The 13,584-nt window shown below is 56.7% G+C and carries 12 protein-coding genes; 1 reads left to right on the top strand and 11 read right to left on the bottom strand.

Translation table 11 applies throughout. The features are described from left to right. Nucleotides 1-43: 43 nt before the first annotated feature. The 11 genes from GT613_RS05040 to GT613_RS04990 all read right to left on the bottom strand — a co-directional run bounded on the left by GT613_RS05040 (nt 44) and on the right by GT613_RS04990 (nt 11,760). Entirely contained in the window at nt 44-1,057 is a 1,014-nt protein-coding gene (locus tag GT613_RS05040) for a glycosyltransferase (protein ID WP_041239416.1), read from the bottom strand. A gap of 3 nt (nt 1,058-1,060) precedes the next feature. Further along, nucleotides 1,061-1,984 (bottom strand): D-alanine--D-alanine ligase, encoded by a 924-nt coding sequence (locus GT613_RS05035; RefSeq protein WP_227111447.1) that lies wholly within the window; start codon nt 1,982-1,984, stop codon nt 1,061-1,063. A gap of 24 nt (nt 1,985-2,008) precedes the next feature. Next, a complete protein-coding gene (locus tag GT613_RS05030; RefSeq protein ID WP_114513249.1) occupies nt 2,009-3,358 on the bottom strand; it encodes a phenylacetate--CoA ligase family protein in 1,350 nt (449 codons plus the stop codon). Nucleotide 3,359: 1 nt separating this feature from the next. Next, complete coding sequence (locus GT613_RS05025; protein ID WP_114516464.1) at nt 3,360-4,976, bottom strand: heparinase II/III family protein; 1,617 nt, start codon at nt 4,974-4,976, stop codon at nt 3,360-3,362. 14 nt (nt 4,977-4,990) lie between these two features. Next, nucleotides 4,991-6,085 carry a non-hydrolyzing UDP-N-acetylglucosamine 2-epimerase gene (wecB, locus tag GT613_RS05020; RefSeq protein ID WP_161172525.1) on the bottom strand — a complete coding sequence of 365 codons (1,095 nt, stop codon included), beginning with the start codon at nt 6,083-6,085 and terminating at the stop codon, nt 4,991-4,993. A gap of 30 nt (nt 6,086-6,115) precedes the next feature. After that, nucleotides 6,116-7,333: a nucleotide sugar dehydrogenase gene (locus GT613_RS05015; protein ID WP_161172524.1), complete on the bottom strand. Its 1,218-nt coding sequence runs from the start codon at nt 7,331-7,333 to the stop codon at nt 6,116-6,118. Next, nucleotides 7,326-8,570 carry a glycosyltransferase family 4 protein gene (locus tag GT613_RS05010; protein ID WP_161172523.1) on the bottom strand — a complete coding sequence of 415 codons (1,245 nt, stop codon included), beginning with the start codon at nt 8,568-8,570 and terminating at the stop codon, nt 7,326-7,328. The genes GT613_RS05015 and GT613_RS05010 overlap by 8 nt, the downstream gene beginning before the upstream one ends. A gap of 206 nt (nt 8,571-8,776) precedes the next feature. Beyond that, a complete protein-coding gene (locus GT613_RS15745) occupies nt 8,777-9,484 on the bottom strand; it encodes a sugar transferase (protein WP_114513253.1) in 708 nt (235 codons plus the stop codon). Nucleotides 9,485-9,657: 173 nt separating this feature from the next. After that, nucleotides 9,658-10,230: a sugar transferase gene (locus tag GT613_RS15635; protein ID WP_258553932.1), complete on the bottom strand. Its 573-nt coding sequence runs from the start codon at nt 10,228-10,230 to the stop codon at nt 9,658-9,660. Nucleotides 10,231-10,468: 238 nt separating this feature from the next. Continuing rightward, complete coding sequence (gene loaP / locus GT613_RS04995) at nt 10,469-10,981, bottom strand: antiterminator LoaP (RefSeq protein ID WP_015760825.1); 513 nt, start codon at nt 10,979-10,981, stop codon at nt 10,469-10,471. A gap of 257 nt (nt 10,982-11,238) precedes the next feature. Continuing rightward, complete coding sequence (locus tag GT613_RS04990) at nt 11,239-11,760, bottom strand: transcription termination/antitermination NusG family protein (RefSeq protein ID WP_015760826.1); 522 nt, start codon at nt 11,758-11,760, stop codon at nt 11,239-11,241. A gap of 730 nt (nt 11,761-12,490) precedes the next feature. On the opposite strand from GT613_RS04990, the gene GT613_RS04985 reads away from it, so the two are divergent. Then, nucleotides 12,491-13,564 (top strand): endonuclease/exonuclease/phosphatase family protein, encoded by a 1,074-nt coding sequence (locus tag GT613_RS04985; RefSeq protein ID WP_015760828.1) that lies wholly within the window; start codon nt 12,491-12,493, stop codon nt 13,562-13,564. Nucleotides 13,565-13,584 lie beyond the last annotated feature (20 nt).

Here is a 13,584-nt window from a genome sequence, read left to right as displayed (position 1 = left end):
TAATGCGCTCTTCTCTGCTTGTTCGCCGCATTCATAAAAGAGCTCATCTAAGGGCCCCCTTCCGCCCATTGTCCAAATCCGCGACCAGCTCCTCGAGGTAGTGGTCTACACAAAAATACTCCGCCGACGCGAGCGCCGCCTCCTTCATCGAAACAAGACGCTCGCGATCCCTGTCCAAAGCTTTTATTGCGTCGCACATCGCTTCAGCCGTACACTCATCAAGAACGATGCCGTCCTTACCAGACGCGACAAGCTCGGCATTGTAGCCAATATTGCTCGCAACGGTCGGCACCGCTGCCATCTTTGTCTCAACCAAAACGCCCGGAACGCCTTCTGCTGCCCATTTACTGGGAAAAAGATGCAAGTCATACCTAGAGAGCTCGGAAACCGCATCATTTGTCACTGAGTCGAAGACACCATGATAGAAAACGTTCGGAAGCGCCGAAACCCGCGCTTCGAAAGCATCCTTGAATGTCTCCTCAACACGCCCATAGAAGTAGAATTCAACGCCCGCAAGGCGCTCGGCGCAGTCCAGAATGACGTCAGCCCCCTTCGCTGGTCCAATTAGCGAGAAGCTGACACATTTAAGGACGCCGCCCGTTTTATGCGGCAAGACCGTAGCAGTCGGCCTGTTACGGCAGTTAGGGTAAATCGACACATTATCCAAGCCAAGATTCCTTGTTGCATTACACATGGTCTTGGTTTCAACGTAAATACGACCCAGCTTCGCACAGGCTTTCCTATATGCTAAATCGCTCGACAAATGGCTCGGAAGAAGGCCCCCCATTGCCATTAGATAGCACCGAGAGAGAACGCTCGGTCTAACGATTGAGAGCAAACAAAGTAGAGCCCTTTGTATCCTCGCGTTACCGAACCCGAGCATGAAAAGGCCGTCCTTCGACGTCATCAGAAGCCGAACGATCTTGACGGTTCCCACATCCCTGAAGCCGACCTTCTCGACGGGGACGCGATCAGCAAGCGCCTCAGCGAGCAAGGCGTTCTTAACCGTCACTCCGCCGTACGGAGGAGGGAATTGTCCCAGATAGTAGACCTTCAACTGCTAGCACCTACTCCAGGCATCTTCCATGATATTCCAACAGAGCTCATCAAAAGTGATGCCAACAGCCTTTGCTGCATCAGGAAGCAACGAGGTCCCGGTCATGCCGGGAATGGTGTTCGTTTCCAGATACCAGAGGCGATTGCGCTCGTCCAGAATACAATCGGTTCTGGACACACCATAGCAGCCGAGGGCGTCATGGGCTCCCAACGCCATCTCCTCGCACTGCCTAAGTTCTTCTTCAGTGAGATTTGCCGGACAAATGTGCTGCGCCATGCCCTGCTCGTATTTTGCCTCGTAATCATAGAATTCATTAGCCGGGATTATTTCAATGGGAGGAAGAACGCGAGGCTTCTCCCCGCCCAGCACCGCGACCGTCAGCTCCCTGCCTGAAATAAACTGCTCAACCAGAACCGAGGGAGCAAGCTCCAGCGCAGTGTCAATCGCACAAGCGAGATCGTCTCCATTGTCGACGATGGAGACGCCGAGGGCGGACCCTTCGGTTGAAGGCTTTACGACAAGCTTGCCTCCCAGTTTGGTCCTAATGTCTTCTATATTGCATTCCTCACCACGAAGCACCCTGATGTATCCAGGTGTTGGGATGCGGAAAGATTCGACCAACAGTTTTGCCACAAATTTGTCCATTGCAATCGCGCTGGAGAGAACGCCCGGCCCCGTATAGGGCAAGCCAACGCTTTCACAGAACCCCTGGATCGACCCGTTCTCCCCAGCCCCTCCGTGAAGGCAAATGAAGACGCCTTCGACAGAAGAGTCGAGGAGCGTATGAGCCCAGCCCTCAACGCCTGTGTCTATCTTTATGACCTCGTAACGCTTTTCCAGAGCCTCTTCCACGGCTGCGGCCGATAAGAGCGAGACCTCGCGCTCCCCGCTGGCGCCACCGCAAAGCAATGCGATTCGTCTAGCCATTTTCATCATCCTCCAACCGTCCAGTTATTTGATGTCCGACACAACGTAGCGAAGCTTTCCGCGCTTCGTGCGTTCGATTCCGTCGACGCGCTTGAAGGATACGGGGAGCATTCCCTTGGTCCTGTCGCGGAAGCGTTTCTCCGCCTCGGCGATGTCCTCAGTGTAGTTATCCGAAAGAGGAACAAAGCTAATTTCGACCGAGTAGTCCTCTAGCTGATGAATCTGAGCTTCCTTGATCGTCGCCGACTCAGTAAACAAAGCAGAGAGCGCGCCGACCTTGCCTCCGTCGGGAAGCGACAAAAGTTCGCCAGTCCGCCCATCGATCCGCTCGATTACCCTTCGGCCGTTCTTTAGCCTATCGGTGGTAATGGCAAGGTCACCGGTGTCATAACGCAAGAGTGGGAAGGCGAAATTGGTAAGGTTACTACCAACGATTCGCGAATAATCGCCGCATTCAATGAACTCAACGGCGGAGTAATCCTCGTCAACAATGTAATCATGGTCGGCGTCCTCTCCAATGCACGCTACCGCCTCAGTGAGGCCGTACAGAGCATGGGGCTGTACCCCGAACGCCTTCTCTATGATGGACCGCTGATAACCATATAAGTTCTCGGCACTCGCCGTCACGGCCTTGATAGGCTTATCGAAAGTCAGACCGTTTTGCGCAACGAATGACGCAAACGGCATGATGCACGAAGGATACCCGTGGATCCAGGTTAGTCCGTAATCATTAATTGCTTTGAAGTAAGCCATGTAGTTTTCATCGTTGCCGTGGAAAGCCGAGAACTTAATCTGGAAAAGCGGCTGACACTCCCGCCAAAAAGGCGGCTTTCTCTGGTTCGGCGGCACAATGGTCCTGCTGCCGAAGTCGGCATACCTCGTGCCGTATTCAATGCCAATACGGTTCCAGAAGCGCCAAAAAGCCGCCCAAAGATCGCGAACATTGTCGACCGATTGCGGAAAGATGAGACTCGACCCCGTCGATCCGCTCGTGTGTTCAGTGATATGAGGAATCTGCTCGAGACTCTTAGGTTTCAACAGCTCAACATTGTCCCGAACGGTCTGCTTGTCAAGAATTGGAAGAGCGGCGAGATCGTCAGCGGTCTTGATAGACGCAGGGTTGACTCCGCCCTCATCAAACATATTCGTATAGAAAGGAACCTCGTCATAGCAGAACTGCACCATCTTCCGAAGCTTACGGTCCCTAATATCAAGTAGCTCGTCACGCGAGCAAGCGATGCGCGAGTTGTAATCGGCTAGACGCGACTTAAAGTCCCCGCCGAATCTTAGCTCGGCAAGTCGCCCACCTTCACGGCGACAACCGATGTTTTGCACGAAAATCGGCATGGCATTATAGAGCTTCATCTTATCCATATTATATAACTGCCTTTTTGTAGCGGGGATACGTAAAATAAACCTCGTGGGAATTGGCGGGTTGGCTAATGATCCGACAGGAGTCGCGGTACACGCCAAATTCTGGCGCATATGCGACCTCGTCTATTTGCCCATCGGCTTCGGGAACGTCACGAGCAAAGACAAAGGCACTCTCAATGCACCCGTCGCCTACAAGGTGGTCGACAACACGTAGCCCATCCGCCTCAAGCACAATCTCTCGAACCACTTTGCACTTCCCACCACATTGAAGAAGAGCACCGCGTACTATCGTTGCCGCCGAATCCTCAACAGCGCCCGTACTGTACCTGGCAACCCGGAATGGCGCCCAGCACTCGTGCTGTTCCTCACCATTCACCATCACGGTACTGTGCGAATGCGTCTTCTTGAACTCAAGCCTTTTCGCATCCTGATAGGCAAAGGTGCCGCAGTTCACAATCCACGGCCCTCCATCCACAAAGCACTCGAAACTCAATGCGTCGCAATGAACGTGCCCCATGGCATAGGCCGGGCCCGGCTTGCCGGCATCGAAAATCACCTTGACGAAGCCCGCCTTGGTCTGCCGTTCGAGAATGCAGTAGCCTGAATTCTTTAGCACACCATGAAATTCCGGTACAACGCCGAAACGCTCGCGAGCGCAAAGCAACAGCGCGTCGCGACTCTTTGCCACGTTGTCGCCGCAATCGTTGAACAGTGGAGTCCTATCAATCCCGCGCTCCATGGAGTAAAGGCAGTCGCACATCTGCTGAAGTTTAAAAGCTTCAGCATGCTCACCAAAGCCCGAGTCGCGCAAGACAATTGCAGCGCGCATCAGATCCTCAAGCACAATCTTCTGATACATCGGGCTCAGCTCGAAGTGCATTCCGTCATCGAGCACCTGCTCGTTTACCTGCGCCTTTAGCATAGGCAAAGCAAGCTCGAGCGTCTTGCGGTCGCCAAAATAACACGCAAGGATAGCAAGGGCCTTCAAGTTCTCTAGATAGTGATTGGCCAGGAGGTCCTTCTCCAGGTGCTGAGAAAGATGTACGTACTGCTCGGCCAGCGATGCGTTAATTCGCTCGCAAAAGGCATCATCCGTCCTCAATGCGTCATCAAGCTCAGCTCTAAAAGCAAGCCAGCTAACGATGCGCATCGATATGACGTATGGATCCCAGGCGACGCCTCCGCGCTCCCGCGGGCAGGCATCTATCCAGCTGTCCACGATAGCTTTGGCTTTATCAAGGTATCGCTTATCACCCTCATCAAGGAAAGCCTTCGCAAGAGGAAGCAAGTATTCGTGGTAATGCAGGTTAAAACGCCAGAGCGGGGTCGAGAGCTCTGCGTGCCACGATTCGCGCCAATCCATGCGCTCCTCATGATTTAGGAGTTCCACCCTGTCATCAAGAAGAGCATCCACATCAAAACGCGCTAGAAAAACTGGATCGAAGTCAATCTCCGATAATGCGGGAACGCGGCGAATATCCGCCTTGTCCGCATCGGGGCAAGGCCTGTAACCAACATGCAAACGCGTGCTGCCCCCAAGCTTTCGCCAGATTCTATAGGCAATCTGACTAGGCTTGAGGTGCAGCGCGGTGTCTATATAAAGCCGCAGCTTTGACAATTCTTTAATCTCCCCTATTTACCGAGCACGCTCGCAATTCGCTCGCTCGCATGCCCATCCCCATACGGGTTCGAAGCCCGGCTCATTGCCGCATACTCCTCTTCGTCGGACAGCAGACGGGAAAACTCAAGATAGATAACGTCCTCCTCAGTGCCCACAAGCTTCAACGTGCCCGCGGCAACCCCCTCAGGTCGCTCGGTGGTGTCTCGCATCACCAACACCGGCTTGCCCAAGCTAGGAGCTTCCTCCTGTATGCCGCCCGAATCGGTAAGAATGAGATGACTCGCAGCCAGGAAGTTATGGAAGTCAAGTACCTCCAGAGGATTGATGATATGGAGACGATCGAAGCCGTCCAGCTCCTCGTGAGCCGCCTTGCGTACGAGTGGGTTCATGTGAATAGGATAGATCGCCTTGGTGTCGGGGTGCTCCTCCATCACGCGCCTGATCGCGCGGAACATGCGATGCATGGGCTCGCCAAGGTTCTCACGACGATGTGCAGTGATTAAGATCAGGCGGCTGTCGCTGGCCCATTCCAACTCCGGATGGGTATAGTCCTCGCGCACCGTGGTGCGCAGGGCGTCGATGCCGGTGTTGCCGGTCACCCATATCTTCTCGGCACGCTTGCCCTCGTCGAGCAGGTTCTGCTTACTCGCCTTGGTGGGCGCAAAGTAGTACTCGCTGACGATATCCACGGCCTGACGATTGAACTCCTCGGGCCAGGGACTGTATATGTCGTGGGTGCGAAGCCCCGCCTCCACATGCCCCACGGGAATCTGCAGGTAGAAGCAGGCGAGCGCTGCAGCAAAGCTTGTGGTCGTGTCGCCGTGCACGAGCACCACGTCAGGCCCTTCCTCCTCGAGAACGGCCTTCAGCTTCAGCAGTACGTCGCACGTGACGTCGAATAGCGTCTGGCCCGGCTTCATGATTGCCAAGTCATGGTCGGGCGTTACGCCGAAGACGCGCAGAACCTGATCGAGCATCTCGCGGTGCTGACCTGTCACGGTCACAACCGTCTGAAACTCGTCGGGGCGGCTCTTGAGCTCGTTCACGAGCGGGCACATCTTGATGGCCTCCGGGCGCGTCCCGAAGACGAGCATCACTTTCTTCAAACCTGCTTCTCCCTGCATCTCTTTAATGACTTACAGCTTGTAGACGTTCTCACCGTCACCACACACGTTGCGCGGGTCGATGAGGATGCGGTCGCCGAACACTTCGGGCTTGCCCTTGATCTGGGAATGGCCCACCATTACGATAACCATCTCCAGGCCATCCAGGAACTCCTCCATGGAGTGCACCTGGCCCGGAACCTCGTCGCGCTCGACCCACGGGTCGTACACCTTCACGCCACCGCCGCACAGGTGCTCTTCCATGGACTCGAGCATCTGCAGCGTGGGGCTCTCGCGCACGTCGTCAACGTCCTCCTTGTAGGTCAGGCCGTAGATGCCCACCTTGGAGGCATCCTTGATCCCACGCTCGGCCATAACCTCGTGGGCACGATGCAGCACATACTCAGGCATGCCCGCGTTGGTCTGAAGCGCCAGACGGATGAAGTTTGCCGTTTCGGGGTAGTCGCCCACCAGGAACCACGGGTCGACGGGGATGCAGTGGCCGCCAACGCCGGGGCCGGGCTGCAGGATGTTCACGCGCGGGTGCTTGTTGGAGATGCGGATGACCTCCGCCACGTCCATGCCGCCGATACGGCAGATCTTGGCAAGCTCGTTGGAGAATGCGATGTTAATTGCGCGGAAGGTGTTCTCGACGACTTTGGTCATCTCAGCGGTACGGATGTCGGTCACGCTGATTTCGCCCTGGCAGAAGGTTGCGTAAATCTTAGCAACCTCCTCGCCCACCTCGAGGTCGTCCGCACCAATCGTACGGTTGTTGTGCAGCAGCTCGTAAACCATGTTTCCGGGGATGATGCGCTCCGGGGCGTGCACGAGCTTAACATCCTCACGCTCGGCCTCGATGAGCAGCGGGCGCACAAAGCGATCCACCGTGTTGGGCGAAATAGTCGACTCGATTACGAGCACGGCGCCCTTCGGGGCGACCTCGAGCACCGTCTTGCAGGCGGCAATCACATAGCAGGGGTCGATCTTCTTGTCCAGCTTATCGTAGGGCGTCGGCACGCTCACGATGTAGGTATCGCACACCTGATACTCGGTCGTGAATTTGATGCCAGATTTCAACGCGTCGGCGAACAGCTCGTCAAGCCCCTCCTCCTTGAAGGTAGTGTGGCCGGCGTTCAGGGTTGCCACGAGTTCTTCGTTGTAGTCGGTTCCCACGACCTCCACGCCGTGCGTGGCCATCATGAGCGCGGTGGGCAGTCCGATATAGCCGAGACCGATGACGTTAACCATTGATTTTAATCCTTTCATTTGTTTGTTTGGTCTTATATACGGCATCGGATAAAACAGCGATCATCTTATCCGCCATAAGCTTTCTTGAGTACTCCCGATTCATGAAATCAACCGCCGCTTCGCTCATTCTGGCGAGATTGCGCGCACGATCAGCCCTCGAGGCAAAAGCCTCGAGTTCGCTGATGTCTTCCTCCTCGCTTCCACACAAAGCAATACCAGCACCGCTCCTACGAACGAGCTCAGATGCATCACCTTCCGGGCCTACGAACAGAACAGGCACACCTCGGGCAAACGACTGGAATATCTTCGATGGAATGGTTCCCGAGAATTCAGCGCTCTTTTGGAGCGAGACAACGGTCATGTGAACCCCTGCGTAGCGCGGTTCAAGCTCGGCCATTGGAACACCATGCTCAAGTTTGAGAAAACCGTAGTCTCCAGTAGCAACCAACTGCTCTAGCTCGTCGCGAGCAGCACCCTCGCCTATAAGCTCATAGCTTGATGCAAGCCCAAGGTTAACGATTCGCTTCACGTACTCCACCGTCGCAGACACGTCCTGAGATAATCCCATAGTCCCAAAGTAACCGAAACGCAAAGGGCCATCCCACATGTGTTTACATGCAACAACATCGGCTCCATTGGGAACAATAACGATACTGTCGCCCGGAACACCAGCCGCCTCAAGGTCTTTCTTAAACCCATCGGTAAGCGCAACGACGCAATCTGCAGCTTTGCAGAAAGATAACTCCAGTGATTTCATCGCAGCTACCTTTGCGCCCCTGCTGCCTGTCGCCAGCATCTGCTTGTAAGTAAGATCGCGAAACTCAACCACAAGGGGCAGGCGGCACTTCTTTGCATAGTGAACGCCGAGCCACGCAGCGAAGACGGTCCCGCATGTGACGAGCACTACATCATAATTACTACCAACAGGCGATTTCTTACCCAGGTTTTTCAGGCCATTAGCGATGAAACTGACACCGCTCTCTATTCGCTTCGCAAAGCTTGTGTTTGGCTGAATCTTTGACGCGGAACGAAAGACTCTAACACCATCAATCAATTCCTCAACTAGAGGTTTCATCTCATAGCCGTCGAACAAGCGACCAACGGGATAATTCGGCCATCCGGTGAACACAGTTACATCATGGCTCTCACGCACCCAGATACGCGAATGCTCGGTCGCCCTGAATGATGCAGCGATATTCTCAGGTTTATAAAACTGCGAAAAATACAGGATACGCATTTCAGTCTCATCTAATTCGATGCTAACATGGTTAGTTTCTTTGCGCCGACAACACGACGCCTACGGTTTGTGCGCTTCATCTGAAATCGCTCACGACAAAATGCTTCTTATGCCGAACAAATCGAGCCCACACACCCATTGCGAGTGATTACGCCGCAGCTTCAAAGAGCTCCTTTCGATCAAACGAACGCAAGCGGAAGGTTGCATTACTTGCCCCTCCTCATCGCCTTGAAGGTCTTCACGAACACACGGGCGTCCAACCCAAGCGACTGATGACGTACATAAAACAACTCGCGGGCTTGCCTCTGACCGCTCTGCCAAGTCGAGTTATTTCGATCAGTCACTGCCCACCAACCCGTGATGCCCGGCTTACAGGACAAGACTTCTTCGCGAGCGTCACCGTATTCGTATGTTTCTTGCAACGTCACGGGACGGGGCCCTATCACTGACAAATCCCCAGATAGTACGTTCAGGAACTGAGGCAGCTCATCGAGCGACGTGCGTCGCAGGATTCGCCCCACACGGGTGATACGCGGATCATCGTCAAGCTTCTGCTCGCGCCTCCAAGTCTCAAGCTGAGCTGAAGACATATACCTCTCAGGATGGTCATGGGCGTCAGAGACCATCGTCCGCAGCTTGAAGATGTAAATCTTCTTACCTCCCTGCCCAATACGCTCCTGCCTAAAAAATGGCTTACCCGGCGTATCGACACAGATCGCAGCACATGCAACAGCTACGGGAACAGCTAGCACCAAACACACCCCCGCGCTAAACGCAATGTCAAAAACTCTCTTTGCTACGAGATAGCCAACGCCACCTTTTTTGGGAGCAGCCACGCTTGAATCAGGCGCAGGAGCCTTATACGCCCCATTTGGTGTGCAACACTCCACGCAATTCGAATTCTTGGTAGACATGTAACATCCAATTGCGGAGTTGCATTCGCATGAGCTCCCTGCGCCCTCATCATTTCTGATATCGATAAGCCTATCCTCATCTAGTCCAGAAGCACACGCTACAGCACGACCCGGATTAGCCCCGGGAGAGGCGATAGCGTTCCTGAAAGCTAGGGCCAAAACCTTCCTGGCCACTATGCGCACACCGCCCCGAAAACGGGTTTTGCAAGAAATTGGGCTTCCATGCCACGGATGCGGTTACAATTGAATTTAGAGATGCGACGCATCCGCAGGCCGTTCGCAAAACAGCTCACGACCTGCGAAAACGCCTTTCCTTTGTTCGTGCTAGATTTGGCGGGAAGCGCGAACGCACCCATGGATTTCTCAGAGAACTCCGGGCGCGTTTTTAATATGCGCAAAGGGATCTGGCCGGCGAGTACGTTCAGAAACTGAGGGAGCTCGTCGAGGGAGGTCTTGCGCAGAAAGCGCCCGACACGCGTGACGCGGGGGTCGTCGTCCACCTTGCGCTCGCGCTCCCATTGCGTTAGCTGCTCGGGACTCAGGTGCTTCTCCACGTCGTCGGAGTCGGCCACCATGGTGCGCAGCTTGAGGATGCGAAGCGGCTTGCCGCGATAGCCGACGCGCTCTTGGAGGTATATTGGGGAGCCGGGGGATTCCAGGCGGATAACCAGGCAAAGAAGAGCGACCGGAATCAACCCTACGATCGTCGCGCACGCCGAGAACACGATATCGAACGCCCGCTTCACGAAGTGGTACCCCAGCCGCCCCTCGACAGCCAGCGGTTCGTACTCGCGTACGCTTTCGGCCGGCGCCGCTCGGGATCCTTCGACTTCGCTCCCTACGGTCGCTTCGCTCAGGATGACAGCCTGGCGGACCCCTCCGGTCGCGTTTTTAGGATGACCGGGGGCGGCAGCTCCACGCTCAGGGCAGCAGCCGTCGTCCAGGGCAACCGCTCCCCCGGCGTCCACTGCCGTTATTCCGTTTTCAAGTTCGTTTTCTGACAATTCCCAATCCGATTTTCGTTTGGATGGTTCGCCCGAACATATCGATCTCCAGATACGCGGTGCGCTTGCGACGGTTGATCTTCCTGATCCAGCCCTCGCGGCCCACCAGCGGGCCCTTCAGCACGATGATCCGGTCGCCCTCGATCACACCCTCGGACACGCCCACCGTCCGATGCCCCTTCTCGGTGAACGCGTCGATCCACGCCACCTCGTCGCGCTCCAAAGGAACGAAACCCCCGTCGTTGCTCAGCACCCAGGCGAACGCCGGCACGCGCCGAAGCTGCGATTCCAGCTCGTCCACGCGGTCGGTCACCACGATCAGGTAGCCGGGGAACAGCGTGGCCGTACAGGTGCGCCACTGGCCGCGGAACTGCTTTTGCACCTCGTAGCGCGGCACGAAGCACTCCTGCAGCACATCGTCCTCGACCAAGCTCTCTATCAGGCGGCATACGGCGAACTCGCGCCCTGCCACCGTCTGCACCACGTACCACATGCACGGCTCCTCAACGCGCGACGGCATGGCTTCGCCCTTCGGCTGCGCCGCCGACGCGCACGTATGACGGGGGTATTCATCCCTTCGAAGCTGGCGAAACGCACACGCGGCATCGTTTTCGCGCATCGAAGTATGTTCGGTCGCGCCCGTAAAGGCGCATGCAGTTTCCTGCGGGGAGATCGAAGGAGGGGTTTCGCCGTCGGCGCCTATCCGTCGAGCTCCTCGCAGCAAGCTGGTTCAAGCTGCGAAGGGCGAGGTCAGGTTTTGCGCACGATCTCAAGTCCCACCCTCACCTGCTTCTGATCGAGCAGGCCGATGTCCAGGTAGGCGATGCGCTTGTGACGGTCGATCTTCTTGATGCGGTCGACGTGACCGCGTAGCGGCCCTTCGTCGATGATGGTGCGGCCGTTGTCTATCGTGCCGCGGGAAAAGCCCACCACGTGGCTCGGCCCGCCGAAATCATGCACGAACGAGGCCTCCTCGGGCCGCAGCGCGAAAGCGCGCCGCTCGGCGCCCAGAAGGCGCGCGAACGCAGTGGAACGTTTGATGGTTTTCTCGAAAGCCTCGATGTCGTCGGAAGCTACGAACAGGTAACCCGGGAACATGGTCTCCGTGAGCAGACGCCAAACGCCCTGGTTCTTCTTGAGGATGCAGTAGCTCAGCGCGAAGCAGTCGCGCACCAGCTCCGGACCGGCAAGCGCCTTGACGCGCTCGGCCACGGCGCGCTCCCTGCCCGGCACCACCTGCAGCACATAGCGAGCCCGACCGCGCGAAGGCACGGGCGGCTCGATCGATTCAGTTGGAGAGATCCTGATGACGCGGGGTTCTCGAACGACGCATCCGACGGACGCGGCGCGAGCGACGCCGCCTATTCGATGCGGCTCGCGACAGTCTTTCTCAGACTGCCCCCCCCCCGGACGGTTTTTGGGTCAGCATGTCATCGCAGATTGCAGAAGCAGGGCGAGCCAGGGCGCACTGCTCCGTCGACGAGCTTGCATGCTCATCGATGAAGCGATATGTTGAAGCCGGAAAGCCCATAAACTTGTACCCTAACCGTTACTCGTTTGTAAAGCGCGCTCTATTTAACCATAGGCTCACGTCATTGCAAGACGCCTCGACACAAAAGACCGGTAACATGTAACAAAAACCCGTTCGGCGCGCAGCGTTGTTTTACAAGATGATAACGGCAGAGCGCCGGAAGTGCAACAGTGAACCGGGGGGGGGGGGGGGGGGGGGGGGGGGGGGGGGGGGGGGAGTTCTCCATAATTTATAAGCTTCTCCATCATCTCAATCTTGACGGACGCCGCGAGGTCTCGATGTCGCTTTGCAAGGCATGCGGCCAGCCGCTCGTCTTTCCGACGCATCTCGCTCAGACGGAAAAGGCGTTCGTGCGCCCGAAACGGGCGTTCATGGCCATTTGAAAGATGAGCGGCGATTTTCCGTCACACGATGACGATTCGGATGATAAATTGGTATCTGCAAATATCCGAAAACAAAGCAGGAGCGATTATGAACCCGGCACCGGCGCATAGCAAAACGACCTCGACGCAGCGGCCCCGACGCTCCCCCGTCCGCATAGCGATATCGACGCTGCTATGGGCGGTCACGGCATGCGTTGTCGTCATCATGGCCGCACGCTTCGCACCTTCAGCCCTGAGCAACGGCAGGCTCATCCCGGAGGCGGCAGCATTCATCCCGTGGCTGGCCCTTCTCAGCGTCCTCGTTCTCATAATCGCAGCGTTGACCAGGCGGAAAGTACTTTCCGCCGTCACCGTTCTCTGCCTTGTCTGCCAGATCGTGTGGCATGTCGGCTTCTTCTTGCCCGCGCCCCGCATCGCCGAGGAGGCGGTCGAAGCCGTCCCGGAGCAGACCACCCCGCGAGACACCGTCATGCGCGTGATGACGCTCAACACGAAGAACGGAAACGCCGATGCCGAGCAGATCGTCTCGATCGTCCGCGACCAGCACGTGGAAGTACTCGCCATGCAAGAGGTCAGCGGCTCGCTGATCGAACGGCTTTCCGCCGCCGGACTGGACGAGCTTTTGCCCTCGCGCGTCATCGGCTTGGCAGGAGCGGGCGACAACGGCGGCGTCAACGTCATCTACACGCTCGCGCCCATGCGCAACGCTTCGGAAAGCATCTTGCCCCTCACCGGATCTGCCGTGCCGGCCTGCACGATAACCGCCGGATCCCACGAGGTGCGCCTCGTCAGCGCGCATCCCACATCGCCCAAGACGGGCACGCTCGGCTTCTGGAACGAGAGCCTCACCAACTTGGGAACCTTGCGCCGATACAGCGATGAATACCTGATCATGGGAGACTTCAACTCCACCTGGGATCACTCCCGCTACCGCAAGATGCTGGGAGACACGCTGGTGGACGCCTCCGAGCAAGCGGGCGAAGGCTTCCACATGACGTATCCGTCGGAACCCCACTATGCCATGGTTCCCGTGCCGCCCATGATCGAGATCGACCACATCGTGTACTCGAAGAACAGCGGTATGTCCGTCGGCGATCTCGAGACCGTCAACGTGCAGGGCTCGGACCACTTCGCCCTCCTCGGAACCTGGGTGATCGAGTAACCGAAGCCGGAAACTCGTCC

Origin of the sequence: Eggerthella sp. BIOML-A4 (assembly GCF_009875575.1) — a bacterium.
Taxonomy (GTDB): Bacteria; Actinomycetota; Coriobacteriia; order Coriobacteriales; family Eggerthellaceae; genus Eggerthella; species Eggerthella lenta.
This window is presented reverse-complemented; position numbering and strand designations above follow the sequence as displayed.